The 25595-nt window shown below is 66.8% G+C and carries 22 protein-coding genes; 11 read left to right on the top strand and 11 right to left on the bottom strand.

The features are described 5' to 3' along the window. Positions 1–237 precede the first annotated feature (237 nt). The gene (locus OEL49_RS04920) at positions 238–3150 is read left to right on the top strand and encodes a DNA methyltransferase (protein WP_287874116.1); all 2913 of its coding nucleotides are present in this window, start codon (positions 238–240) and stop codon (positions 3148–3150) included. Between the two features lie 236 nt (positions 3151–3386). Here the strand turns inward: OEL49_RS04920 and OEL49_RS04915 are convergent, their stop codons facing one another. Next, positions 3387–3827 carry a carboxymuconolactone decarboxylase family protein gene (locus tag OEL49_RS04915; RefSeq protein WP_287874115.1) on the bottom strand — a complete coding sequence of 147 codons (441 nt, stop codon included), beginning with the start codon at positions 3825–3827 and terminating at the stop codon, positions 3387–3389. Positions 3828–3943: 116 nt separating this feature from the next. Between OEL49_RS04915 and OEL49_RS04910 the strand changes: the two genes are divergently transcribed. Then, a complete protein-coding gene (locus OEL49_RS04910; protein WP_287874114.1) occupies positions 3944–5512 on the top strand; it encodes a PLP-dependent aminotransferase family protein in 1569 nt (522 codons plus the stop codon). A 6-nt stretch (positions 5513–5518) separates the two neighbouring features. Here OEL49_RS04910 and OEL49_RS04905 read toward each other — a convergent pair whose 3' ends face one another. The 6 genes from OEL49_RS04905 to dinB form a co-directional block, all read right to left on the bottom strand. Next, positions 5519–6163 carry a response regulator transcription factor gene (locus OEL49_RS04905; RefSeq protein WP_287874113.1) on the bottom strand — a complete coding sequence of 215 codons (645 nt, stop codon included), beginning with the start codon at positions 6161–6163 and terminating at the stop codon, positions 5519–5521. Beyond that, on the bottom strand, positions 6160–7995 hold the full coding sequence (locus tag OEL49_RS04900; protein WP_287874112.1) for a sensor histidine kinase: 1836 nt from the start codon (positions 7993–7995) through the stop codon (positions 6160–6162). The genes OEL49_RS04905 and OEL49_RS04900 overlap by 4 nt, the downstream gene beginning before the upstream one ends. A 135-nt stretch (positions 7996–8130) precedes the next feature. Then, complete coding sequence (locus tag OEL49_RS04895; RefSeq protein WP_130458235.1) at positions 8131–8439, bottom strand: c-type cytochrome; 309 nt, start codon at positions 8437–8439, stop codon at positions 8131–8133. A 153-nt stretch (positions 8440–8592) separates the two neighbouring features. Continuing rightward, on the bottom strand, positions 8593–10074 hold the full coding sequence (locus OEL49_RS04890) for a type IV pili methyl-accepting chemotaxis transducer N-terminal domain-containing protein (protein WP_287874111.1): 1482 nt from the start codon (positions 10072–10074) through the stop codon (positions 8593–8595). Between the two features lie 96 nt (positions 10075–10170). Beyond that, positions 10171–11901, bottom strand: coding sequence for a nitrite reductase (locus tag OEL49_RS04885; RefSeq protein WP_287874110.1), 1731 nt, complete (start codon positions 11899–11901; stop codon positions 10171–10173). 221 nt (positions 11902–12122) lie between these two features. Next, complete coding sequence (gene dinB / locus OEL49_RS04880; RefSeq protein ID WP_287874109.1) at positions 12123–13286, bottom strand: DNA polymerase IV; 1164 nt, start codon at positions 13284–13286, stop codon at positions 12123–12125. A 683-nt stretch (positions 13287–13969) separates the two neighbouring features. Between dinB and OEL49_RS04875 the strand changes: the two genes are divergently transcribed. After that, a complete protein-coding gene (locus tag OEL49_RS04875) occupies positions 13970–14365 on the top strand; it encodes a phasin family protein (protein ID WP_014237141.1) in 396 nt (131 codons plus the stop codon). Positions 14366–14512: 147 nt separating this feature from the next. On the opposite strand, the gene OEL49_RS04870 is transcribed toward OEL49_RS04875, so the two are convergent. From OEL49_RS04870 to OEL49_RS04860, 3 genes are all read right to left on the bottom strand, one after another. Next, a complete protein-coding gene (locus tag OEL49_RS04870) occupies positions 14513–15019 on the bottom strand; it encodes a DUF2242 domain-containing protein (RefSeq protein ID WP_287874108.1) in 507 nt (168 codons plus the stop codon). A gap of 153 nt (positions 15020–15172) precedes the next feature. After that, the gene (locus OEL49_RS04865) at positions 15173–16090 is read right to left on the bottom strand and encodes a pirin family protein (RefSeq protein ID WP_014237139.1); all 918 of its coding nucleotides are present in this window, start codon (positions 16088–16090) and stop codon (positions 15173–15175) included. Between the two features lie 134 nt (positions 16091–16224). After that, entirely contained in the window at positions 16225–16824 is a 600-nt protein-coding gene (locus OEL49_RS04860) for an FMN-dependent NADH-azoreductase (RefSeq protein WP_014237138.1), read from the bottom strand. Positions 16825–16988: 164 nt separating this feature from the next. Between OEL49_RS04860 and OEL49_RS04855 the strand changes: the two genes are divergently transcribed. The 8 genes from OEL49_RS04855 (at position 16989) to arfB (ending at position 24748) form a co-directional block, all read left to right on the top strand. After that, entirely contained in the window at positions 16989–17930 is a 942-nt protein-coding gene (locus tag OEL49_RS04855) for a LysR family transcriptional regulator (RefSeq protein ID WP_014237137.1), read from the top strand. A gap of 130 nt (positions 17931–18060) precedes the next feature. Continuing rightward, on the top strand, positions 18061–19650 hold the full coding sequence (locus tag OEL49_RS04850) for a fatty acid--CoA ligase (RefSeq protein ID WP_287874107.1): 1590 nt from the start codon (positions 18061–18063) through the stop codon (positions 19648–19650). Between the two features lie 294 nt (positions 19651–19944). Then, the gene (locus OEL49_RS04845; protein ID WP_287874106.1) at positions 19945–20781 is read left to right on the top strand and encodes a methionine ABC transporter ATP-binding protein; all 837 of its coding nucleotides are present in this window, start codon (positions 19945–19947) and stop codon (positions 20779–20781) included. After that, entirely contained in the window at positions 20774–21472 is a 699-nt protein-coding gene (locus OEL49_RS04840) for a methionine ABC transporter permease (RefSeq protein ID WP_014237134.1), read from the top strand. The genes OEL49_RS04845 and OEL49_RS04840 overlap by 8 nt, the downstream gene beginning before the upstream one ends. A gap of 250 nt (positions 21473–21722) precedes the next feature. Further along, complete coding sequence (locus OEL49_RS04835; protein WP_014237133.1) at positions 21723–22526, top strand: MetQ/NlpA family ABC transporter substrate-binding protein; 804 nt, start codon at positions 21723–21725, stop codon at positions 22524–22526. A 256-nt stretch (positions 22527–22782) separates the two neighbouring features. Beyond that, complete coding sequence (locus OEL49_RS04830) at positions 22783–23358, top strand: cupin domain-containing protein (RefSeq protein ID WP_014237132.1); 576 nt, start codon at positions 22783–22785, stop codon at positions 23356–23358. Positions 23359–23404: 46 nt separating this feature from the next. Next, on the top strand, positions 23405–24214 hold the full coding sequence (locus tag OEL49_RS04825) for a MetQ/NlpA family ABC transporter substrate-binding protein (protein WP_014237131.1): 810 nt from the start codon (positions 23405–23407) through the stop codon (positions 24212–24214). Positions 24215–24349: 135 nt separating this feature from the next. Continuing rightward, positions 24350–24748 (top strand): alternative ribosome rescue aminoacyl-tRNA hydrolase ArfB, encoded by a 399-nt coding sequence (gene arfB / locus OEL49_RS04820; RefSeq protein ID WP_014237130.1) that lies wholly within the window; start codon positions 24350–24352, stop codon positions 24746–24748. A 91-nt stretch (positions 24749–24839) separates the two neighbouring features. Here arfB and OEL49_RS04815 read toward each other — a convergent pair whose 3' ends face one another. After that, entirely contained in the window at positions 24840–25247 is a 408-nt protein-coding gene (locus tag OEL49_RS04815) for an FKBP-type peptidyl-prolyl cis-trans isomerase (RefSeq protein WP_014237129.1), read from the bottom strand. Positions 25248–25595: the final 348 nt, after the last annotated feature.

Raw genomic sequence — 25595 nt, 5'->3', positions numbered from 1 at the left:
CCTGACTGTCAGCCCCACTACTCTGATTAGCTGAAACTCAGCCACTGCTAACGGAAAGCTGCCACCAAGTGAGGGGTGACAATCTGACCTGCACCTGCCGCCCAATCGAAACGGGGCCTAGAGGTCAGGTCCTGATTGCCGCCTGGATATTCAAACATACCGTACCATTGACATTGGCTAAGCTTTTTGAAGTCGAAAAAAGCTCGCTAACAATCGGCACCACCGAGAATAAATAACATGATATCGACAGCAGAAAAGCCAGCACGCCTCGAAGACTTCACTACTTGGGTAGCCGCCCACATTAAGGGTGACGAAAAGGGAGAAGCGCAGATATTCCTTGACCGCCTTTTTCGCGCATTCGGTTGGCCGGGCTTAAAGGAGGCTGGGGCACAGTGCGAAGAGCGCGTGAAGAACACGACGGGCGGTACCTCTTTCGCCGATCTCGTATGGAAGCCGGTTGTCGTCATTGAAATGAAGAAGCGAGGCGTCGACCTGAGTAAGCACTACCGCCAAGCGTTTGACTACTGGACTCGACTTGTACCGAATCGACCGCGCTACGCCGTACTTTGCAACTTCGATGAGTTCTGGGTTTACGACTTCGAGACTCAGCTAGACACTCCGGTGGACAAGGTGAAACTCACCGAACTGCCGGCCAAGTTTGGTCCGCTGAACTTCATGTTCCCTGGCGATGTTGCCCCCATCTTTGGAAACCACCAGGAATCAGTCACTCGTCAAGCCGCAGATAAGCTCGCCTCCTGCTTTAACTCGCTGCTGAAACGAGGCATTGATCAGCCGCTTGCCCAGCGGTTCATCCTGCAGATGTTGATGGCGCTCTTCGCAGAGGACATTGACCTCCTCGAAAAGTACTTTGTGACCCGCCTGCTCGAAGATTGTAAGAGGCCAGAAGACTCGTACGACATTCTCGGCGGGCTCTTTGAGGCGATGAACACGAAGGGCGGAGTAACTGGCGGTCGCTACAAGGGCGTCGCGTATTTTAATGGAGGACTTTTTGCCAGCCCAGCTCGCATTGAGCTAAACGCAGAGGAGCTTGAGCTACTCAAGGATGCCGCAAGGTTCAATTGGTCCGCGGTGCGGCCTGAGATCTTCGGTACCATCTTCGAGCACTCGCTCGGGAAAGAAGCTCGACATGCAAGTGGCGCCCACTTCACGAGTCCGGTCGACATCATGAAGGTGATCGGCCCGACCATCGTTGCCCCATGGAGTGAGCGCATCGAATCGGCCAAGACGCTCGGAGCTCTAAAGAAGCTACTCGCACGAATCGAGAACTTCACAGTTCTTGATCCGGCTTGTGGCAGTGGAAACTTTCTTTACACCGCCTACCGTGAGCTAAAGCGACTCGAGGCTAGAATCTATGAGCGGATGGCTGGCGAGTACAAAAGCGTCGATCCCTACCAGCGCCCATTCGGATTCGTGAGCGCCCGAAATTTCTTCGGTATCGATATCAACCCCTTCGCCGTCGACATAGCGAAGGTCACCATGATGCTAGCGCACAAGTTGAGTATTGATGAGCTTCATATCAATGAGCCCGCGCTACCACTAGACAATCTTGATAAAAATTTCAGAGCTGGAGATGCACTGATTAATGCAGATGGCACGAAGGCGAAGTGGTTCAAAGCCGATGTAATCGTTGGAAATCCTCCGTTCTTGGGCGCCAAGCGGATCACGCAAGAACTCGATATCGACTACATTGCCGCGGTTCGCCGAACCTATCCTGATGTACCGGGCATGGCGGACTTCTGTGTGTACTGGTTCCGACGAGCACATGACGAATTGGCCGTTTGTACAGAGAAGGATCCGTTGGCCGGCAGAGCCGGTCTGGTCGGAACACAGAATGTGAGAAGCAACCAATCACGCGTTGGAGGATTGGATCACGTAGTGGTCGATGGAACTATTATCGACGCGGTGGATAACCAGCCTTGGTCCGGCGAAGCGAACGTTAATGTGTCGATCGCTAACTGGGTAAAGACTCAGGACCCCACTCTGGTACCGAAGAAAAAGCGCTTGTGGTTTCAAGTCAAGCCCACCACCGGAAAGAAAGCGAAACGACCACGTGGCACGGGGTTGGAATCGAAGCGCTACGAGCTTGATCTGCGCGAGGTTCCCTCAATCAACTCAGCGCTTTCCGATCGTACGGACTTGAAGAGTATTCACCAGTTGAGCTGTAATCTCTCACCACAACGATCTTTCCAAGGTGTCACACCAGGCCACAAGGATTTCGTGCTGTCCGCGGGTCAGCGCAAGGCGCTGCTCGCTAAAGAGCCGAAAGCAGATGAGTTGCTATTCCCTTACTTTGTCGGAAAAGAGGTTCTCGGCGGAATCGTTTCGGCGAAACGCTTTATTCTCGATTTCGGACAGCGCGACATACTAGGTGCTCAAGCTTTCCCAGTTTCTATTGCGCACGTGGAGGAAAAGGTCCTACCAGCCCGTCAGCAAGCGGCTGAGAAGGGCAAGACAAAAACCGGAAAGATGCGCCCCCACCACAAAGCATTTCTCGACCGCTGGTGGCAGCTCTCATGGAGCCGGGCGGACATGGTCGCTGCACTGAAGCCGCTTAGCCGGTTTATTGCTTGTTCGAGAGTGACAACGCGACCAATCTTCTTCTTTCTGTCAAGCAAATGTCGTCCCGGCGATGCTCTCCAAGTGTTCGCTTTCGAGGACGATTACAGCTTTGGGGTTCTACAGTCGGTAGTCCATATCGAATGGTTCCTGGCAAAGCGATCCAATATGAAGAAAGATCCTCGATATTCTTCAACTTCCGTCTTCGATACGTTCCCGTGGCCACAACACCCATCCCGGTCAAAAGTAGAAGCCGTTGCAGAGGCAGCCTGCACCCTTCGTGCAGTTCGAAAAAAGGCGCTCGAGGGCATCCCAGGAGGGCTGCGAGCACTCTATCGGACCCTAGAGTTGCCAGGCAAGAACGTGCTTAAGGATGCTCATGCAGCACTCGACATAGCGGTTCTTGCCGCATATGGGTTCGATAGAAGACTGGATATATTGCACCAACTTCGTGAACTCAATGAAAAGGTCGCGGCGGCAATCGAGGAAGGGAAAGAGGTCTGTGGCCCCGGCGTGCCGCCCGCCTATCCAGTGCCTAAAAGGCTCGTCAGTAGTGACTATTTCGGAGTCTAATCTCGCGTTTAGGGAGGGCCTCTGGAGCCTTATGCACCTACTATCGACGGTGAATGACCTCGACAAGGCGACGGGTCGAGTGACTGTAATGGCCGACAATGAGTCTTGATGCCGCAGCGGGTCGGACTTCCGCTTTGGGTCGATAGCAGCTTTAAAATCACCCAACACCCCGCAACAATCAGCCCCAACAAAAAAGCCAACCCCAGGGTTGGCTTTTTTTGTTTTCCCAGTCCGACCTACAGCAACGGCGGTGTCCGCGAAGCGACCATGAGGCGGTTCCAGCCGTTGATTTCGACTACGCACAGGGTCAGGTTGGCCATTTCCACCGGGCTGAAGTGGGCTTTGACCTCTTCGTAGATGGCTTCCGGCACTTCCTGGCCGCTGAGGGCGGTGACGGCTTCGGCCCAGGCCAGGGCGGCGCGCTGGCGGGGGTCGAAGACTGGGGCTTCCTTCCAGGTGGCGGTGAGGTTGATCTGGTTTTCGCTGAGGCCGTACTTGCGGGCCAGGGGCACGTGCATGGCGACGCAGAAGGCGCAGCCGTTGATCTGGGAGACGCGCAGGCGCACCAGTTCGAGCAGGCCCAGGTCCAGGCCGGCGCCCTGGACATAGGTGTGCACGCCGAACATGGCCTTGTAGCCGTCGGGGATCAGTTTGCCGATATCGAAGCGTTGTTCCATGGTTTCCATCCTTGGGAGAGTTGGGGGAATCCCGCGCTGCAGGATGGGGCCATCCTAATGGGCCGGTGGTACGATGCATACGTCCATTTATCGACCATTCGATTGGTCCACTTTCCATGAAACGTGCCGCAGAACTGGAGCTGGCCCTGGCTCCCCGGGCCGAGGGCATGACCCTGCAACGCTGGCTGTGCGGGGAGCTGCGGGCCGCGATCCTGGCCGGGCGCCTGGCGCCGGGGTGCCGCCTGCCTTCCACCCGGGACTTCGCCCGCCAGCAGGCCATCTCCCGGGGCACCGTGGTGGCCGTCTACGACCAGCTGATCGCCGAAGGCTATCTCAGCGGCGCCACCGGCAGCGGCACCACGGTGGCTGCGGCCCTGCCCATCGCCGCGGCCGGCACAGCGCAGCCCCGGACCAGCGCCGCCCCGGGCGTTGCCCGCGCTGCCGCCGCCGACACGGCAGGAACGGACGATGCCGCCGCCAACCACCCCCGGCTGTCGCGCCAGGGACAACTGCTGGCGAACAGCCCTTTCCTCTCCCGGGAGGGCATGGTCCTGGGGCGGCCCTTCAGCCCCAACCAGCCGGACCTGGGGGCCTTTCCCCACGCCCTCTGGCAGCGCCTCACGCACCAGCAGGGGCGCGGCCTGCGGCCCGACGACATGGGCTACGGCGACGGGGCCGGCCACCTGCCCCTGCGCCGGGCCATCGCCGAGCACCTGCGCTATTCCCAGCGGATCGACTGCCATGCAGGCCAGGTGATGATCCTGTCCAGCGCCCAGCAGGCCCTGGACCTGTGCGCCCGCCTGCTGCTGGACCCGGGCGATGCGGCCCTGGTGGAAGACCCGGGCTATCCCGGGGCGGCCCGCCTGTTCGAGCTGGGCGGCGCCCGGGTGCAGGGCGCGCCGGTGGACCGGCTGGGCCTGTGCACCGATGCCCTGCCGATGGCGGCGGATGCCCGGCTGGCCTACGTCACCGCCGCCCACCAGTCGCCCCTGGGCGGCACCCTGCCCCTGGAGCGGCGCCTGGCCCTGCTGGCCTGGGCCGAGGCGGGCCGGCGGATCATCATCGAGGACGACTACGACGGCGAGTACCGCTTCGACGGGGCGCCCCTGCCGGCCCTGAAAAGCCTGGATCGCCATGACCGGGTGATCTACCTGGGCACCTTCAGCAAGCTGCTCTTTCCCGCCCTGCGCCTGGCCTACGCGGTGGTGCCCGAATGGCTGGCGGAACCCTTCGCCTCGGCCATTTCCCTCACCGTGCGCCACGCCCCGATCCTGCCCCAGGCGGTGCTGGCCGCCTTCATCGGCGAAGGCCACTTCGCCCGCCACCTGCGCCAGATGCGCCGCCTCTACGGCGAGCGGGCCGCCTGCTTCCAGCACGAGTGCGCCACCCAGCTCGACGGCCTGCTGACGGTGCTGCCCATCACCACCGGCCTCGACGCCACCGCGCTCCTGCCCCGGGGCAGCGACGACCGGGCGGTGGCCGCGGCCCTCGGCGCCTGGGGCGTGGAAGCCCGCCCCATCTCCTTCTACGGCATGGGCCAGCCGGCGCCGCCGGGGCTGGTGATGGGCTTCTCCGCCTGCAACGAGGCGGCGATCCGGCGCGGCGTGGCCACCATGGCGCCGGTGCTGGAATCCATCAACGCGGCAGCGGCCGGCAACAGGGGCCAGACAACCGCCAGCGTCTGACGACTCTCAGTCCAGCCCGGCCGGGTCGGCCCGCAGGATGAGCCGGGCCAGTTCGGCGGCGCTGCCGGTGCCGGTCTTTTCCATGACGTGCTGGCGGTGCACATGCACCGTGTTTTCGCTGATGCCCAGTGCCCGCGCCACTTCCTTGTTGGCCTGGCCCAGGGCCAGCAGCCGCGCCACTTCCCGCTCCCGGGCCGAGAGCCGCTCCAGGCATTCCCGGGCCTCCTGGTGGCGGCGGCTGGCGGCGTGGCGTTCCAGGCTCAGCTGCACGGCCCGCTCCACGGTGTCGAGGAACTGCTGGTCCTTGAAGGGCTTCTGCAGGAAATCCACGGCCCCCTCCTTCATGGCCTGCACCGCCAGTTCCACGTCGCCGTGGCCGGTCATGAAAATGATGGGGAAGGGATTGGCGGCCGGATCGCCGGCCTTGAGGCGCCGCTGCAGTTCCAGGCCGCTGACCCGGGGCATGCGGATGTCCAGCACCAGGCAGCCGCCGCCGGCGGGAAAGGCGGGGGCGGCGGCGAGGAAGGCTTCCGCCGATTCGTGGCCCACCGCCTGCCAGCCCACGGACTCGAGCAGGAACAGGAGGGAGCGGCGGAAGGGGGCTTCGTCATCCACCACGTGGATGACCGGGGGCGTGGCAGTGGTGTTCATGGGGGCGTGCTTTCGCCGGCAGCGGCCAGGGGCAGGGAAAAGTGCAGGACCAGGCCGGGGCCATCGGCGGGCGCGGCGGCCGCCAGTTCGCCGCCGTGGGCCTCGATGATGGTCTTGCAGATGGAGAGCCCCAGGCCCAGGCCGTCGGGCTTGGTGGTGAAGAAGGGTTCGAACAGGCGCTGCTGCAGTTCGGGGCTGAGGCCGCCGCCGTGGTCCCGCACGGCGACGCAGCAGCGCCCTTCCCCGGCGCTGAGGCTGACGGCGATGGGGGCATCGCTGCCGACGGCCTCCTGGGCGTCCCAGGCGTTCTTGAAGAGGTTGAGCAGCACCTGCTGCAGCTGCAGCGGGTCCGCCAGCACCTGGCGTCCGCCGGGCGGCAGGGCGTCTTCCAGGGCGATGGCCGGGGCCTTCGCCTGGATGCCCCGCAGCAGGTCGGCGCTCTCCCGCACCAGCAGGGCCAGGTCGCAGGGCTGCCGCACCCGGCTGCGCTTGCGGGCGAAGGCCCGGATGCCGCCCAGGATGCCGGCAGCCCGCTCCGACTCGCTGGCGATCTCCGCCGCCGCCTGCTGCAGGGCCTCGGGCGTCAGGTTGCCGGCCTGCTGGCGGCGCAGCAGGCTGCGGGCGTAGTTGCCGATGGCGGCCAGGGGCTGGTTCAGTTCGTGGGCCAGGGTGCCGGCCAGCTCCCCCAGGATGGAGAGGCGGGAGAGATGGTCCATCTGCTCCTGGCCGGAGCGCAGGGTGGCCTCCAGCCGGTGCCGCTCGGCCAGGGCCGAGCTCAGTTCCCGGGTGCGCCGCTGCACCAGATGCTCCACCCGCAGGGTGTACAGGCCGCCGCCCAGCAGGAGCAGCACCAGCCCCGCCGCCCAGGGCCAGTAGCGGCGCCACAGGGCATCCCAGCCGGTCTCCCGCAGGAAGGCGTAGGGGCCGATTTTCAGTTCGCGGAACAGCTCGTGCACCGGATGGTAGTCGGCGGGCACGCTCCAGGTCTGGCCGCCCTCGTCCGCCGGCAGGGAGAGCAGGGCCAGCAGCACGGCCCGGGACAGGGCCGGGTCGGTGCCCCGGGCGGCGGCGAAGGCCCAGCCCGGGTAGAGGGCGGAGGTGACGCCGCAATGGCCCACGTCGGCCCGGGGCGATAGCACCCGCAGGCGGCCGGGCGGCACTGTCCCTTCCCGCTCCAGGCGCTCCAGCAGGCAGGCCCGCAGCACGCCGGCGTCGGCCTCGCCGCGCAGCACCGCCTCCACCACCCGGGGCATGGGGAAGCCGGTGAACAGGGGCCGGGGCTGGCCCTGCTCCGGGTCCAGGCCGTGGCGGAGCAGTTCGGCCCAGATCAGCTGGTAGCCGCCGAAGGCATCCTCCGCCACCGCCGCCAGGGTGGCGCCGCGCAGGTCTTCCAGGCGGCGCAGGTCGCGCCGCCGTTCCAGCACCACCACGGCGGAGCCGACCACATGGGCCGGGTCCTGGGAGGGGGCGGAAACCTGGGTGGCGATGCGGCTGATGCCGTGCTCCGCCTCCAGGGTGACGTAGTGGCCCGGGTTGGTGACGACGAATTCCACCTCCCCGCCCTGTAGGGCTTGGGACAGTTCATCCAGGTCGTACTGGCGCAGCTGGATGCGGTGGCCCGGCAGGCGCCGCTCCAGTTCCTGCACCAGGGGCTTCCATTGCACCTCGGCCTCTTCCGAGCCGAGCCAGGCCAGCACCCCGAGGCGGATGTCCGCAGCGCCGGCGGCCGCGGCCCACAGGCCCAGCAGCAGGAGCGCGCCGCAGCGGCCCAGGGCCGGCGCGAGGGAGGCGGGAAGAAAAGCGGAGAAGGGGGTACGGCGGCAGGCAGGCATGGCCCGGATTGTAGCCGGGGCAGGCGCCGAAGGGGCGTCCAGGGCCGGGCGGAGGCCCGGCCTGCCGGACAGGCAGGCGGGACGGCGGACCGGGCGACGGCAGGGCGCCGAGGTCCGCCGGACAAGGCCGAGGGCTTACTTCAGGGAGAGGACCCAGGTCGCCAGCTTCTTGGCTTCGTCGGGGGTGACGTTGTTGGGGGGCATGGGCACTTCGCCCCAGACGCCCTTGCCGCCGGCCTTGATCTTGGCGGCCAGCTTGTCGACGGCGCCGGCGTCGCCCTTGTACTTGGCGGCCACGTCCTTGTAGGCCGGGCCCAGCACCTTCACCGCCACCTGGTGGCAGGACATGCAGTTCTTGGCCTTGGCCAGGGCTTCGTCGGCCTGGGCGTTGCCCAGCAGGAGCAGGCCGCCGAGGGCCAGCAGGGAGAGGTGGGCGGATTTCATGGCACGCTTCCTTCGGTGTAGTGGTTGGAAAGCGGCACTGTGCCGGCCCGGGCAAATTTTTCGCGCTGCGGCCGGCGGCCCGGAAATAATCCTTTGTTACCAGTCAGTTGGCGAATGACAGGCTTGATCCCGGTCAAGAGCGGCGGGCGGGCCTCATTTGCCCAGCCGCTCGTAAAGCTTCACCGTGGTGTCCATCAGGCGCAGCAGGCGCTCGCCTTCGGTGAACACGACCCGGGCGTGGTGGGTGCGCCGGGCCCGGGACAGGTCGGGCAGCAGGGAGGCGATGAAGACCTGCCACTGGGCGTCCACCTCCTTCAGCTGCAGCGCCAGCTCGGCCACGCCGTGGCTGTTCTGCTGCAGCTCGGCCAGGTTGCGCGCGAATTCCCGCACCGATTCGGTCAGGGCCGGCTCCCCCAGGTCTTCGCAGCCGGGCCAGTCCCAGAAGAGGAAGAGCTTGCACACCCGCTGGGAGATCATGCGGTTGCGCCCGGCCGTGTTCACGTAGTGGGCGTCCGGCGTCTCGCCGCACAGTTCGGCGGCCTTGGTCATGGCGTCGGTGGCCTCCAGCATCTTTTCGCTGAGCCCCAGCACGGCGGCGGCCTCGGCCGGGGTGGCGCTGCCCAGCAGGGCTTCCCGGTAGGCGGGCCAGATGGCCTGCACCGCCTGCAGCCGCTCGCCCACCTGGGGCGCCAGCGCCAGGCCGTCGAGGCGCTTGTCCACCCGCTCGAAATCCCCCACCAGGGCCCGCAGGCGCACCTGGTACTTGGCCGGCGGCAGGCCGGTGGCGATCATGGCCCAGGAGGTGGCCAGACGCTGGGAGAGGACGCGCAGGCGGCCGCAGAGATTGACCAGGGCGCCGGCGGAAAGCTTCTTGCGGGGGCGGATGATCTCTGCCCGTTCGCGCCGGGAAAAGCTCATGCGCCGCTCCGGGTTGCCGTTTTCGTAATCCCGCAGGGCGGCGTTCTGGATGTAGAGGACGCGCCCGTCCACCACGATCAGGCCCAGGTCGATCAGCTCCCGCAGGCAGCGGGAGAAGGACTCGGGGGTGATGCCCAGGCGGGCGGCGATCATTTTCTTGCTCGGGCGCAGGGTCACCGGCGTTTCGCCGGCGGACTTGAGGGCTTCGCCGCCCTGGGCCAGCAGGTAGTCGAGGACCCGCTGGGTGGCGGAGAGGCCGTAGTGGTAACTGGTGACGTCGCATTCCGTGCTGCGCAGGCGCAGGGCCAGGAGCTGGATGAGACGGTCGCTGAGGGGCAGGTCCTGCTGCACGATGGCGCGCAGGCGCCAGGCGTCGATGACCAGGATCAGGCTGCTGCCCAGGCTCTCGCACTGGGAGGTGTAGCGCTCGGCGCCGAACACTTCGCCGGGGGCCAGGAGCTGGGGGCTCTGGATCAGTTCCAGGGTCTTCTCCACCTCGCCGGCCAGGCGGGTGCTGCGGCGCAGGGTGCCGCGCACCAGGACGAAGGCTTCCTTGACCGGGCTCTGCACGGAAAAGATCTGGGTGTGGGCGGGAATGGAGACGACCCGGCTGGCGGCCAGCAGCTGGTCCGTCACGCTGTCGGCCAGGCCGTTGAAGAGGGGGATGTCCGACAACAGCTCCCGGCTGCAGCGTCGGCTTTCCTTGGGACTGAACATGGGCGATTCCGGCTAGGGGTGACCAATGAAAAGACGAGAGAAGGATCACCTTCTCTCGTCTTGCTGGGATGCCGCTTCAGGAGAGGCTAGACCCCATTAGTACACATCGTGCTGGGTGTTGTAAACGTTGAACTTGCCCGTCGGCGTCACCAGCTTGGGGTCCTTGATCACGGCCTTCAGCTTGCGGGTCTTGTCGTCCACCACGACGATGGCCGATTCCTGGTCCTTGCCGTTCCACACGGAGAACCACACTTCGTCGCCGGCCTTGTTGTACTCGGGCTGGACGATGCGCTTGGGACCTTCCTTGATGCCGGACCAGTCGCCGATGGGCAGCAGCTCGTAACCCTTGTCCAGGTTATTCACGTCCCACACCGCCACGGACTGGCTGATGTTGGCTTCCGGGTTGAGGGTGGTGTCCACCCACAGGTTCTTGGACTTGGGATGGGTCTTGAGGAACAGGGAACCGCCGCCCAGGCCCTTCAGGGTACGCACCACCTTCCAGGCATTGTCGCCGTGCTTCACCGGGTCGGTGCCGATAAGGGAGATGGAATCGTCGCCCAGGTGGCCGGTGGCCCACACGGGACCGAACTTGGGATCGACGAAGTTGGCGCCCCGGCCCGGGTGCGGCGTCTTGCCCACGTCCACCAGCTTGGCCAGCTTGCCGTCCTTGGTGTCGATCACGGCGATCTTGTTGGAGGCGTTGGCCGCATCCATGAAGTAGCGGTGGGTGGATTCGAAACCGCCGTCATGGAGGAAGGGGGCCGCCTCGATCATCTTGATCTTCAGGTTGCTGAGATCGCGGTAATCCACCGAGTAGACCATCCCGGTTTCCTTCACGTTCACGAAGAACTCCGGATTGAAGTGGGAGGAGACGATGGCCGCCACCCGGGGTTCCGGATGGTAGTCCTGGGTGCCCACGCTCATGCCCCGGGTGGAAACGATCTTGCGCGGCTTGAGGGTGTCACCGTCCATGATGACGAACTGGGGCGGCCAGTAGGTGCCGGCGATGGCGTACTTGTCCTCGAAGCCCTTGGCCTTGGAGCTTTCCACCGAGCGGGCTTCCATGCCCACCTTGATCTCGGCCACGGTGTCCGGCTTTTCCATCCACAGGTCGATCAGGTTGATCTTGGCGTCGCGGCCGATGACGAACAGGTAGCGGCCGGAGGCGGACATGCGGGAGATATGCACCGCGTAGCCGGTGTTGAGGATGCTGACGATCTTCTTGCTGTCGCCGTCGATCAGGGCGATCTCGCCCGCGTCGCGCAGGGTGACGGAGAAGAGGTTGTCCAGGTTGAGGTTGTTGAGCTTTTTCTTCGGCCGCTTTTCCACCGGCACGATCACCTTCCAGCTGGCTTCCATTTCCTTCAGGCCGTACTCGGGCGGGGCCGGGGGCGTCTGCTGGATGTAGCGGGCCATGAGGTCCACCTCGTCGTCGCTGAGCACGCCGGAAGTGCCCCAGTTGGGCATGCCGCCGGCAGAGCCGTACTTGATGAAGACCTTGAGGTATTCCAGGCCCTTGGCGATGGTCAGGTCCGGGGTCAGGGCCTTGCCGGTGGCGCCCTTGCGCAGCACGCCGTGACAGCCGGCGCAGCGCTCGAAGAAGATGCGTTTGGCCTTCTCGAACTCGGCCTCGGTCATTTTCGGTGCCAGGGGATTGATGTCCTGGTGCATGGGCACGCTGGCCAGGGGCGAGCCGCCGCCGGCCTGGTAGTCCCGCATGGTGGCGTCGCCGTGGGATTCCGGCGTGCCGGCAAAGGCGAACTGCACGGCAAAGGCCAGGGCCGGAATGGCCGCCAGCCTGAGTAGGTTGAAACGCTTCGTTTTCATGGCTCCCTGTTCCTGAAAAAATTGAGTGAGGAGGCCCCAATTTCTTCAGCGGCAGAAAACGTACTTTGATCAGGGTCAATAGAATCGGGCGTCACGGTGGCAGCTGGGTTCCGCGCCCCATGCAGGCTTGACGCGCGTCAAGGTTGTCCCGCCGGCATGGTCCCGGCGGCGCGAAAAAAGGCCATCGCCGCCCCCCGAAAAACGGGGACGCCGCCCCGGCCCTAGAGGGGCAGTTCGGCCTGGACCAGGGGTGATGGCAGGGCCGCCGCTGCCGCCGCCGGCAGCAGGGAACTGGCCCGCACTCCGAGCAGGCGGAGGCGCTGCTGCAGGGGCACCCGCTTCAGGCATTCGCCGGCGGCCTTGCGGATCGCCGCCCCGTCGGCGGTGGGCACGGCCAGGGTGAGGTCCCGGGTCACCGACTGGAAGTCCGCATAGCGCAGCTTGATGCCGATGGTGCGGGCCACGTAGCCCTGGCGCGCCAGGTCGTCGGCCACCCGCAGGCACATGCCGGTGAAGATTTCCGACAGCTCGGCCCGGTCGTGGCGGGCGTGCAGGTCCCGGGAGAAGGTGCTTTCCCGGCTGATGGACTTGGGCTCCCGGGAGGTGCTCAGGGGCCGTTCGTCGATGCCGTGAGCAGCCCGGTGCAGCCAGGCGCCGGTGCTGCGGCCGAAGTGCTGCACCAGCATTTCCGGCGGCGCCGCCGCCAGGTCGCCGATGCTGTGGATGCCCAGCTGGCCCAGGCGTTCGTTGGCCTTGGGGCCGATGCCGTTGATCTTCTTCGCCGCCAGGGGCCAGATGCGCGCCGGCACCTCCTTCATGCCGAGCACGGTGATGCCGTCCGGCTTGTCCAGGTCGGAGCAGATCTTGGACAGCAGCTTGTTGGGCGTGATGCCGATGGAGCAGGTAAGGCCGGTGGCGGCCAGCACCGCCGCCTTCAGGCGCCGGGCCAGGGGCAGCGTGGCCTCCTCGATGTGGCTGAGGTCGATGTAGATCTCGTCGATGCCCCGGTCCTCGATACAGGGCGCGATGGCCGCCACGGCGGCCTTGAAGCGGCGCGAATAGTCCCGGTAGGCGTCGAAGTTGGCCGGCAGCAGGATGGCGTCGGGCGCCAGCTGGGCCGCCTTCATCAGCCCCATGCCGGAAAAGACGCCCAGGGCCCGGGCCTCGTAGGTGGAGGTGGTGATGACGCCGCGCCCCACGTAGTCCCGCAGGCGGGCGAAGTGCAGGCTGCCGTCGGCCTGGCGCCGGGGCCGGTCCACGGCACGGCCGCCCACCACCACCGGCCGACCCCGCAGCTCCGGGTAGTGCAGCAGTTCCACCGAAGCGAAGAAGGCATCCATGTCCAGGTGGGCGATGCGCCGTTCGGGCAGCACCGCGGCAGGCATCGCTGTTCCAACCGCTGTTCCAACCGCTGATCCGGCCGCTGTTCCGGCCGCGGCAGCGGGCAGGTCGGCGGGCGGGACCGGGGCACGGGAATCGTCAGGGAGTGGGCAGGGCTCATCCTTCATGGCTGTATAAATATACAGCACATCGGCCGGGGCGTTAAGAGGCTGCCCCGGCCTGCCGGCGCGCCGCCCGTCCCACGTCGCCTTTCATCTGTCACCTGGCCTCCGCCCCCTTTCCCATGCCGCAGCACACCAATAGCGCCAAGGAGATGCCTGATTTCATCGGACCTGCCGGGCAGCGCTTATTCCATGAGCATTAACAGACCCCCTCCCCGGAAAGCCACTTACGGTAGGACTCTTGGCATATGACCTCTGGAGAGTGGCGTATTCATTGGCTTCCAGAGTGGGCGTAAGATGCATTTGCCCCTTTTGTCATCGGGGGTAAAGGGTTCCGCCGCCAGGCCCGCCCGCCCTCTGCCGCAGAGGGCGACGGCCGGCGCCGGGACCGTCCGCAGGCACGGGCGGCACCGGGCTAACACATCCCCGCCGGCTTCTCACCTAGGCGAGACCCCAGGGTCATTCCCGGGACTCGACCCGGGTCCCAGGCAGGGTTGCCGTGGCTATGATGGCGCCGCTCGATACATCGACACCGATACTTATAAGACAACGCTAGGGGTACTAACATGATCAATCTGCACAACCATCTGCTGGCCGTCACCAAGACCAATATGGAAAACACCCTGGACCTGGCCCACGGCAGCTTCGCCAGCATCGAGCGTCTCGCCAACCTCAACCTCAACACCGCCCGCGCCCTGCTGGAACACGGCATCGAGCACACCCGCTGCGTCATGGGCGCCAAGTCGGCCCAGGAAGTACTGGAACTGCAGACCAAGGCCACCCAGCCGGTCCTGGGCCAGACCCTGGCCTACCTGCAGAACGCCCAGCAGATCGTCACCATGAGCCAGCAGGAACACAAGGCCCGGGTGCAGCAGCAGGTCACCGACATGGGCCAGCAGGTCGCCGCCACGGTGGAACACGCCGTGGCCGCCGTCACCCGCCTGGGCAAGCCGATCAAATAATAAAAAATAGGGGGACCCGCCGGCCTCGCCCGGCGCTTGCTCGACCATGAGGACGGCCGGATCTCCTGGAGATTCGGCCTTTTGTTTTGGCGCCCCCGCCCCGGGCCGCGACACCCGCTGCGGCCTCCGCCCCTGCCCTGCCCGTCCTTACTCGCGGCCGCCCAGTTCCCGCCGTACCGCCCGGTAGAAGCGCTCGTAGAAATCCCGGGCGGCCACGGTCTCGCCCCGGGTCTTGACCTGGTTGTCGCCCTCGGTGCTGCTGCTGAAGGAAATGGGGGCCACCAGGGGCACACCGACGCTGGTGCTCTGGCGGGTGGTCTTGACGTCGAAATGCTCTTCCGTGGCGGTGACGAACAGGGTGGCGCCGCCCCGTGCCTCGCTGCAGGCCAGGTGCAGGCGCAGCTGGGCGTGACCCTTGTCGTCCACCCGGAATTCCTTGGCACCGCTGAAGGTCAGGGCGTCGCGCCCGGGCAGCACCACGTAACCGTCCCCCAGCAGGACCCGCCGGGCCGCATCGCACAGGGGCGCCGCCGCCGTGGGGAAATCCCGGCGATGGCGCGGGTCGGACTGGAAATCCTCCCGTTCCGCATAGCTGCCGGGACCGCCGCAGGCGGCCAGCAGCAGGGGCAGCAGCAAGAGGGCGCATCGTTTCATGTCGTTCTCCCTTCCGCCAGGGCCGGGCGGCCCCGCACCCCCTAATTTTGCGCCGCTTTGATGCCTTTTGCCTGCCCCGCCGGCGATGGCGGCGCCAAAGAAAAACGCCGCCGGCGCAAGGCCGGCGGCGTTGCCAGGGGAGAAGGAGAAAAGCTACAGGGCCCGCACCGGGGCGGCGGCGAAATGGCCGGCGCTGTAGTCGCGCATGGCCTGCTGGATTTCCTCCGCCGTGTTCATGACGAAGGGGCCGTACTGGGCGATGGGCTCGCCCAGGGGCCGGCCCGCCACCAGCAGCAGGCGGGAATCCTCCGCCGCCGCCAGGTGCACGCCGGGGGCGCCGTCATTGGCCAGGATGGCCATGTGCCGGTCGGGCACCACATTGCCGCCCACCTCCACGCTGCCCCGGTAGGTGTAGGTGAAGGCGTTGTGGCCGGCGGGAATCTCGTGGAACAGGGCGCTGCCGGCAGGCAGGTGGATGTCCAGGTAGAGGGGCTCCGTGTCCGGGCGCTGCACGGCCCCGGCCACGCCCTGGCTGGCGCCGGCGATGATGCGCACCCGCACGCCCGCGGCGGTGGTGTATTCGGGAATGGCGGCGGGCGGAATGTCCCGGTAGTAGGGCGCCACCATCTTGTTCCTGGCCGGCAGGTTGAGCCACAACTGGAAGCCTTCCATCAGGCCCTCCTCCTGCTCCGGCAGTTCGGAGTGGATGAGGCCGCTGCCGGCGGTCATCCACTGGGCGCCGCCGGGGCCCAGCAGGCCCTCGTTGCCGACGCTGTCGTGGTGGCGCATGCGGCCGGCGATCATGTAGGTGACGGTCTCGAAGCCCCGGTGGGGATGGTCGGGAAAGCCGCCGATGTAGTCCTCCGCGTTTTCGTTGCGGAAGGCGTCGAGCATAAGGAAGGGATCGAGGCGGCGCTGCAGGTTCTGGGTCAGCACCCGGGTCAGGCGCACGCCGGCCCCGTCGGAAGTGGCCATGCCCCGCACCAGGCGTTCCACGGCCCGGGAGGCGGCATTGGCAGCGTTGGCGGCAGCCGGTGCGGCCGGCGGCGCAGTGCGGTGGAGAGTGGTCATGGCATGGACTCCTGATGAAGCCGCATCCCGGGCGGGACGGCGGCGGGGAGGACGGGCCTCCCAGGTTAAACGGTGGACAGCGCCGGCCCAGGCCCGTTGCCCGCAGGCAGGGGACCGGACCGGCAGCGTCAGGCTCAGGCGGCGATGGCGTCGATCTGGGCCTGGGCTTCGGCGAAGCCCTTGGCGGCGGCATCCGGCCCCATGGCCAGGCCCTCGGCGTAGATGAATTCCACGTCGGTCATGCCGAGGAAGGCCAGCACGCTCTTCAGGTAGGGCACCTGGGAATCGGCCGGGGTGTTGCGGTAGAGGCCGCCCCGGGCCAGGGCCACGTACACCTTCTTGCCGGTGATCAGGCCCTGGGGACCGTTCTCGGTGTAGCGGAAGGTGACGCCGGCACGGGCGATGGCATCGATCCAGGCCTTCAGCTGCACCGGCACGCCGAAGTTGTACATGGGCACACCCAGCACGATGGCGTCGGCGGACTGCACCTGGGCGATGAGGGCGTCGTCCAGGGCCACCCGGGCGGCCTGCTCGGGGCTGCGCTGCTCGGCGGGGGTGAACAGGGCGGAGAGGGCCGGCTCGTCCAGCACCGGATGGGGATTGGCGGCCAGGTCCCGCACTTCCACCAGGGTGCCGGGATGGGCGGCCTGCAGGCGGGCGGTGATGGAATCGGCGACGCGGGTGGAATTGGCACCGGCGGAACGGGCGCTGGCGTTGATCTGCAGGATTTTCATGATGGCTTCTCCGTGGGGTTGGGGTGCGGGGCCGGGCTGGCGGATGCTGCTCCGGCGAACCGTTGAGTGCACTTTATTACCCGCAATAACGCACCGGAAGCCCTTCAAATGGATATCATTGTTCCACCAATGCAACAACAGACCCTTTACGCCCGGAGCCCGCCATGACCCCCGACCTCAAGCTGGACGCCAACGACCTGGTGCTGTTCGCCCGCATCATGGAAGCGGGCAGTTTTTCCAAGGCCGCCGAGCGGGTAGGCCTGCCCAAGTCCACCCTCTCCCGCCGCATCACCGCCTTGGAGGCCACCCTGGGGGAACGGCTGCTGACCCGCAGCACCCGGCGCCTGGCCATCACCGAATTCGGCGAAGGCATCCTGGACCACGCCCGCCGCCTGCTGGAGGAAACCGAAGCCACCGCCGCCCTGGCCCTGCACCGCCAGGCCACGCCCCAGGGCGTGCTGCGGGTCTCCATGCCGCCGGACTTCGGCGAGCTGGACTTGGCCCCGGCCCTCATCGACTTCGCCGCCCACTACCCGGCGGTGCGCCTGGAACTGGACCTGTCGCCGCGCCGGGTGGACCTGCTGGCGGAACGCTTCGACCTGGCGGTGCGGGTCGCCAGCCAGCTGCCGGACGACACCAGCCTGGTGGCCCGGCCCCTGACCCGGTTCCATTCCGGCCTCTACGCCAGCCCGGCCTACGTCGAGCGCCACGGCGCCCCCCGGGCCCCGGCCGAGCTGATGCAGCACATCTGCCTGCGCCTCATCACCAGCAACGGCGAGGCCCAGCCCTGGCGCCTCTCCTGCGGCAACGAGCGCTGGGAGGGCCTGCCCACGGGCCCCCTGACGGCCAACTCGGTGGGCATGCAGCGCACCCTGGCGGCCCACGGCATGGGCATCGTCGGCCTGGCCCACCGCTTCGCCCGCCCCTATGTGGAAAGCGGCCAGCTGCAGCGCCTGCTGCCCGCATGGGAGCTGCCCTGCGTCACCGTCTGGTGCGTCACTCCGGGACGCCGCCTGCTGCCCACCCGCACCGCCGCCTTCATCGACATGCTGCGACTGACCCTGGACGTGCCGGATAACCCGATCCCGGGCCGCGGCGGAATATAGAAAGACACAAGCGGTATTTCACAGCCCTGCGGGCCGGGACCTACAGTGGCAGCCTGTTCAATGCCGCCGCGCCCCTTGCGGGCCCCATCGCCATGCACACCAAGTCCCACCGCCCCGCCGGAGTCCGCCCATGAGCCGCGGCCTGACCCTGGGCGACACCCTATCCTGGCCCGCCCGCTACTTCCCCGACAAGCCCGCCCTCATTGCCTGGAAGGGTGGCGATCACGACACGCCGGCCCAGCGCCGGGTGTGGACCTACGCCCAGCTCAACGCCGAGGTGAACCGCCACGCCCACGCCCTCCTCGCCCTGGGCGTGCAGAAGGGCGACGTGGTCGCCGCCTTCCTCTACAACACCCCGGCCTTCGTCTTTTCCCTGCTGGCCGCCGCCCGGGTCGGGGCCGTCTTCAATCCCATCAACTACCGCCTGGCGGCCCAGGAGCTGGCCTTCATCCTGGCAGACGGCCAGGCCAAGGTGCTGCTGTTCGAGAAGGAAGGCAGCGAGGTGGTGGAAAAGGCGCGAGAGCATGGCGTACCCACGGCCCACTGGATCTACGCCGACTCTGACGCAGCCCCCGCCTTCGCCACCGCCAGGCTGGACCAGCTGGTGCGACACCAGCCCGCCACCCTGCCGCCGGTGATCGTGGAGGAAAACGACAACTGCATCCTCATGTACACCAGCGGCACCACCGGCCGGCCCAAGGGCGTGCTGCACACCCACCGCAGCAAGCTGGCCCACAACGCCATGATGCACCAGGCCATGACCCTCTCCCGGGAGGACGTGGGCCTGGCGGTGGCGCCCCTGAACCACACCGCCGAGCTGCACACCAGCTTCCTGCCCCGCCTGCAGCTGGGGGCCACCCAGGTGCTGCTGCGCCGCTTCGACGCCGGCGAGGCCTGGCGCCTGACCGAGGTGGAGAAGGTGACCCATTTCTTCGCCGCCCCCACCATGGTCACCCTGCTCCTGCATCACCCGGACGTGGCCAGCCGGGACCTTTCCAGCCTGCGCCTGGTGGAATACGGCGGCGCCTCCATGGCGCCCCACCTGATCCGGGAATGGGACAAGAAGGTGGGCGCCGGCCTGGTGCAGATCTACGGCACCACGGAAATGGGGCCCTGCATGTCCGTGCTCTATCCCCACGAACAGCTTTCCCACGCCGGTTCCGCCGGCCTGCCCTCCCTCAACCACGATCTGCTGGTGGCCCGGGTCAAGGCCGACGGCAGTCCTTCGGACCCTGCCGACCTGGCGGCGCCGGACGAGGTGGGCGAAATCCTGGTGCGGGGCCCCTGCATGATGGGCGGCTACCTCAACCGCCCGGAGGCCAACGCCCGCGCCCTGGCCTTCGGCTGGTACCACACCGGCGACCTGGGCAGCCTGGATAAGGAAGGCTATCTGTGGATCCGCGACCGCATCGACCACATGATCAATTCCGGCGCCGAGAACGTCTATCCCCGGGAGGTGGAAGACGCCCTGGTGGAACACCCCGGCGTGCTGGAAGTGGCGGTGGTGGGCGAGCCGGACGACACCTGGGGCCAGGTGGTGGCCGCCCACGTGGTGGCCAAGCCCGGCGCCACCCTGACCCAGGAGGCCCTGGACCACTTCCTCCTGGAGGGGGACCGGCTGGCCCACTACAAGCGGCCCCGGCGCTACCACTTCATCGAGGCCCTGCCCAAGACCACCAGCGGCAAGATCCAGAAACACCTGCTGCGTCAGGCGGGGTAAGTGGGGACCGGCGGGGATGGGCAAGGCGCCTTTCCCCCCGGAACCCGGCACCGGAAAAGGGGAAAAAACACGGCAGCTACGGGAAATCCATAGCATTCAGCGGCTTGTCAGCCCCCGGTTCGAGGGCTAAAGTTCCGCCTTTGCGGTTTTCCCCTCCCTGGCGCCGCGCTTCCCGCCCGGCCCCCGGCCCGGCGCAAGTCCCCGCCAGCCGGCGCCCGCGGCACTTTCGGCGAGCCTGACTGTCCCAAGGTGCCCGACGACGACCCGAACCATCCAGAACAGCGTTTTCCCATAATGACAACTCAAAACACCGATTCCCCCGCCCTGGCGCTGCGGGGAGTCAGCAAAAGCTTCCGCACCCCGGACGGCCAGCAGGTGGGCGTGCACCCCACCGACCTGGACGTGGCCCCGGGAGAAATCCACGGCATCATCGGCTTCTCTGGCGCCGGCAAGTCCACCCTGCTGCGCCTGGCCAACCTGCTGGAGCGCCCCGACGCCGGCCAGGTGGTGGTGCACGGCCAGGACCTGATGACCCTCTCCCCCGCCGACCTGCGCACCGCCCGCCAGCGCATCGGCATGATCTTCCAGCACTTCAACCTGCTGCATAACCGCACCGTGGCCGACAACGTGGCCTTCCCCCTGCGCATCGCCGGGGCCGACGAGGCCCGCATCAACGAGCGGGTGAAGACCTGCCTGGAATTCGTCGGCCTTTCCGAGAAGGCCGGGGTCTATCCGGCCCAGCTTTCCGGCGGCCAGAAGCAGCGCGTCGCCATCGCCCGGGCCCTGGCCCCGGAGCCCCACGTGCTGCTGGCGGACGAGCCCACCTCGGCCCTGGACCCCCGCACCACCCAGTCCCTGCTGGAAGTGCTGGCCGACGTGAACCGCCGCCTGGGCGTCACCATCCTGCTGGTGAGCCACGAGATGGGCGTCATCCGCCGCCTCTGCCACCGGGTTTCCGTCATGGAAGCGGGGCAAATCGTGGAGCGCCTGACCATCGCCAACGGCCGCATCCCGCCCGATTCCCAGCTGGCCCAGTGGCTGCGCGAATACGGCGATGCCGAAGGCGACGCCGAGGAAGCCGCCGCCGAGCCCACCCCCCAACACCTGCTGAGCGAGGCCGCCCATGGCTGATGAAACCCTGGCCCCCGTGCCCACCATCCTCGACACCTTCATCGAACTGCTGCCGGAAATCGGCAAGGCCGCCGGCGAGACCGGCCTGATGATGCTGATCTGCCTCACCGCCGCCGTCATCGTCGGCGGCGCCCTCGGCATCCTGGTCTTCCTCACCTCCCCCGGCCAGGTGCTGGGCCGTTACCGCCGCTTCAACCTGGTGGCCAACGGCTTCATCAACGTCTTCCGCTCCTTCCCCTTCATCATCCTGCTGGTGGCGGTGTCGCCCTTCACCCGGCACATCGTCGGCACCTCCATCGGCCCCCTGGCCGCCAGCGTGCCTTTATCCCTGGCCGCCATTTTCTATTTCGCCCGCATCATCGAGCAGACCCTGCGCGACGTGCCCCGGGGCGTCATCGAGGCGGCCGAGGCCATGGGCGCCTCGCCCCTGCAGATCGTCACCCAGGTGCTGCTGGTGGAAGCCCGTTCCGGCCTGATCCTGGCGGTCACCATCACCGCCGTCAGCTTCCTCTCCTACTCCGCCGTGGCCGGCGTGGTGGGCGGCGGCGGCATCGGCGACCTGGCCATCCGCTACGGCTACTACCGCTTCCAGACCGACGTGATGCTGATCACCATCGTCCTGCTGGTGGTGCTGGTACAGGGCATCCAGTTCTTCGGCCAATGGCTGGCGCGGCGAGTGGATAAGCGCTAGACCTTAAAACCTAAGCCACAGAGGACACAGAGAGCACAGAGAAAAGGCAAAAGGCGATAGGCTTGGGAGGCAATAGGGACGCCATTTTCCACGATGGAACGGCTGAGAAGTCCGTCTCTATTGGCTGCCAGATCAGCCGCCCTTTCAAGTTCAGTCCAGGCTGCAAAGCGGAGGACGAACACCCTCTGTGATCTCTGTGTCCTCTGTGGCAACGCCTTTTGATTCACCCCCAACTACGGAGTCCAAACACATGAAACTGATCCGTTCCCTCCTCGTTGCCGGTCTGGCCCTGGGCTTGGCGGCGGCTCCCGCCTTCGCGCAGGAGAAGAAGAACCTGACCATCGGCGCCACCGCCGGCCCCAACTTCGACCAGGTCAAGCTGGGCATCAAGCCCATCCTGGAAAAGAAGGGCTACAGCGTGAAGCTGGTGGAATTCAACGACTACGTGCAGCCCAACCTGGCCCTGGCCCAGGGTTCCCTGGACGCCAACGTCTTCCAGCACGTCATCTACCTGAAGAAGTTTTCCGCCGACAAGGGCCTCAACCTGACCGACGTGGTCAAGGTGCCGGTGGCCCCCATGGGCCTCTACTCCAAGAAGGCCAAGAGCCTCAAGGACGTCAAGGACGGCGACCGCGTCACCCTGCCCAACGATCCCTCCAACCTGGCCCGGGCCCTGCACTTCCTGGAGCAGAACGGCCTGATCAAGGTCAAGGCCGGCATCGACGCCCTCAAGGCCACCGAGAAGGACGTGGCGGAGAACCCGCGCAAGCTGCAGCTGACCCCCATCGAAGCCGCCCAGCTGCCCCGCACCCTGGACGACGCCGGTCTGGTGGTGGTGCCCGGCAACTTCGCCATCGCCTCCGGCCTCAAGCTGAGCGAAGCCATCTCCCTGGAAAAGACCCCGGACCACTACCTCAACGTGGTGGCGGTGAAGACCGAAGACCAGAACAAGGCCTGGGCCCAGGACATCGTCGCCGCCTTCAAGTCCGCCGAATTCAAGGCCGTGCTGGACAAGCACTTCCAGGGCTACGCCCGCCCCAACTACTGGCAGTAAGCGGACAGCCGGCCCCAAGCCGGCCTAACTGCCCCGCCACAGGCCGCCTCCGGGCGGCCTTTTTCTTGGCCGTCGCCATCCGCCGCCCCTCTGGTCGGGCGCGTCCCCTGCCCCATATTCCGCCGCCGCATATCGACCCCACCAATCGGTATTTCCGCCGGTGCCGGCGATTCCCTAAAGTGGCTCCCATCCTCACTTCCGGCGTGGGGCCCGATCGCCGCGATCGGCCCCCGCCCGCAACCACTGGAGCCCCGGCATGGCACGCCTGTTCACCCCCGATGGCAAGTACGAAGCCGACCCGGCCACCGTCAACGCCCTCGCCCGCAGCCTGGGCCTGACCCTGCGCCACCTGCCCCTGCCCCGGGACCCGCAAACCGCCGCCCTGCTGGCCCGGCCCGAACTGGACCCGGCGCAACAGGCCCAGCTGCTGCAATACCTCGATGCCAGCCTGGGCCAGGCCGTGCAGGCCCCCGTCGGCGCCGGCCGGGACCTGGTGGCCTTCCACGCCGACCTGCCCGAGCTGCCCCGCCTGCGCCAGCAGTTCGCCCAGGTCCATACCCATACGGACCACGAGGTGCGCTACATCCTGGCCGGCACCGGCTACTTCGGCGTGGTCCGGGCGGATGGCAGCCAGGTGCTGCTGGAAGCGGGCCCCGGCGATTACCTGGAAGTCCCCGCCGGCACCGAACACTGGTTCGCCCTCGGCCCTGACCCTGGGCTCAAGGCCCTGCGCCTCTTTTCCCGGGAGAAGCAGTGGGTCGCCGACTACACCGGGCGCCAGGCCGACCCCGCCCTGCTGGGCCTGCTGCAGGCCGGCACCGACAGCCACTGAGCCAACGTAGAAAACAACCCCAACCATCCCCACCGGAGCCATTGCCATGAAAATCATCCACACCCTGCTGGCCGCCGCCCTCTCCCTGGGCCTGGCCGCCGCCGCCCCGGGCGCCCTGGCCCAGGAGAAGAAAAACCTGACCCTCGGCGCCACCGCCGGCCCCAACTTCGACCAGCTGAAGCTGGGCATCAAGCCCATCCTGGAAAAGAAGGGCTACAGCGTGAAGCTGGTGGAATTCAACGACTACGTGCAGCCCAACCTGGCCCTGGCCCAGGGCTCCCTGGACGCCAACCTGTTCCAGCACGTCATCTACCTGAAGAAATTCGCCGCCGACAAGGGCCTCAACCTGGTGGACGTGATCAAGGCCCCGATCGCCCCCCTCGGCCTCTATTCCAAGAAGCGCGCCAGCCTCAAGGAACTGAAGGACGGCGACCGCATCACCCTGCCCAACGATCCTTCCAACCTGGCCCGGGCCCTGGTGTTCCTGGAACAGAACGGCCTGCTCAAGGTGAAGCCGGGCACCGATCCCCTCAAGGCCACCGAGAAGGACGTGGCGGAGAACCCCCACAAGCTGAAGCTGACCCCCATCGAGGCCGCCCAGCTGCCCCGCACCCTGGACGATGCCGCCTTCGTCGTCATCAACGGCAACTTTGCCATCGCCTCCGGCCTCAAGCTGAGCGAAGCCATCGCCCTGGAAAATACCCCCGACCACTATCTCAACGTGGTGGCGGTGAAGGCGGAAGACCAGCACAAGCCCTGGACCCAGGACATCGTCGCCGCCTTCAAGTCCCCCGAATACAAGGCCGTGCTGGACAAGCACTTCCAGGGCTACGCCCGCCCCGCCTACCTGCAGTGAGGCCGGCGCCCCGCGCCAAAGCAAAGGGCCACCCCGGGGTGGCCCTTTTTCATGGCGGCCCGGCAACGGGCTGGCGGCGGATTGGCGCAGAATGGGGGAAAATGCCGACCTGCCCCCCGCCCCAAGGATTCAGCTGTGAGCATCACCCTCAACGAAAGCGAAGTGGAAATCGTCGCCATCCGCGCCCAGGGCGCCGGCGGCCAGAATGTGAACAAGGTCTCCAACGCGGTGCACCTGCGCTTCGACGTGGGCGCCTCGTCCCTGCCCGAAGAGATCAAGGCCAGGCTGCTGGCCCGGCGCGACCAGCGCCTCAGCAGCGACGGCGTCATCGTCATCAAGGCCCAGAAGCACCGCAGCCTGGAACGCAACCGGGAAGACGCCCTGGTGCGGCTGCGGGAAATGATCGCCGCCGCGGCCTTCGTCCCCGCCCAGCGCCGTCCCACCAAACCCAGCCGCAGCTCCCAGCGCAAGCGGGTGGACAGCAAGGTCAAGCGGGGCCTGGTGAAACTGCAACGGGGCCGGGTCAGCGAGTAGGGAAAAGGGGAAAACAGGGAAAGTCCGCGCGGGGCGGACGCCCCGGGCCGGGGCGCGCTGTGTGGCGCCCGGGTCCCGCATCCGCCAAGGATTAGCGGATCACCTTGAGCAGTTCCACCTCGAAGGTCAGGGTGGCGTTGGGCGGCACGGCGCTGCCGGCGCCGCGGGAGCCATAGGCGATTTCCGGCGGGCAGGTGAGGCGGGCCTTGCCGCCTTCGCGCATCTTGGAGACGCCCTCGGTCCAGCAGGGAATGACCCGGTTGAGGGGGAAGGTGGCGGGCTGGCCCCGCTTGTAGGAGCTGTCGAACTCGCTGCCGTTGGCCAGGGTGCCCCGGTAGTGCACCTGCACCGTCAGTTCGGGGGCAGCCTTTTCGCCGCTGCCGTCCTTGAGGGATTCATAGACCAGGCCGGAAGGGGTCTTTTCCGGGGCGCCCGCCTGGACGCCGGCGGCAGCCAGGGCCGCCACGGCGGTCAGCATGAGTTTTTGCCACAGTTGCATGATTTCTCCATCAGTTTGAGCGAAAGGCCGAATGCATACCGGGCCGGCCGAGCAGCATTCAGGCGGGGCCGGAAGCGGTATGCAGCGCCCGATTATAGGCCGCCAGCCGCCATGCGGCGCCAGTCCGGAGCACTCGGCCATGAGCCGGGCACTTGCGGATTCCGGCACCGTTCGCCCCTGCGGGTTTCCACGTACTGACGCCGGAGGGCCCGGAGCCGGTATAATTGACGGTTTCCTCCCCATTTCGCATGGGCTGCCCGGGATTCGTCCCGCCGCCGCCCACCCAACGGGGAACCCGGTCAAACCAGGACAGGCTGGAACCACAAGCTTCCCAGCCCGGGCCTGGGC

The organism is Azospira sp. (assembly GCF_030247495.1).
In the GTDB taxonomy this organism is placed as follows: Bacteria; Pseudomonadota; Gammaproteobacteria; order Burkholderiales; family Rhodocyclaceae; genus Azospira; species Azospira oryzae.
The sequence above is the reverse complement of the archived record's forward strand: the minus strand, read 5'-3'. Positions and strand labels throughout refer to the sequence as shown.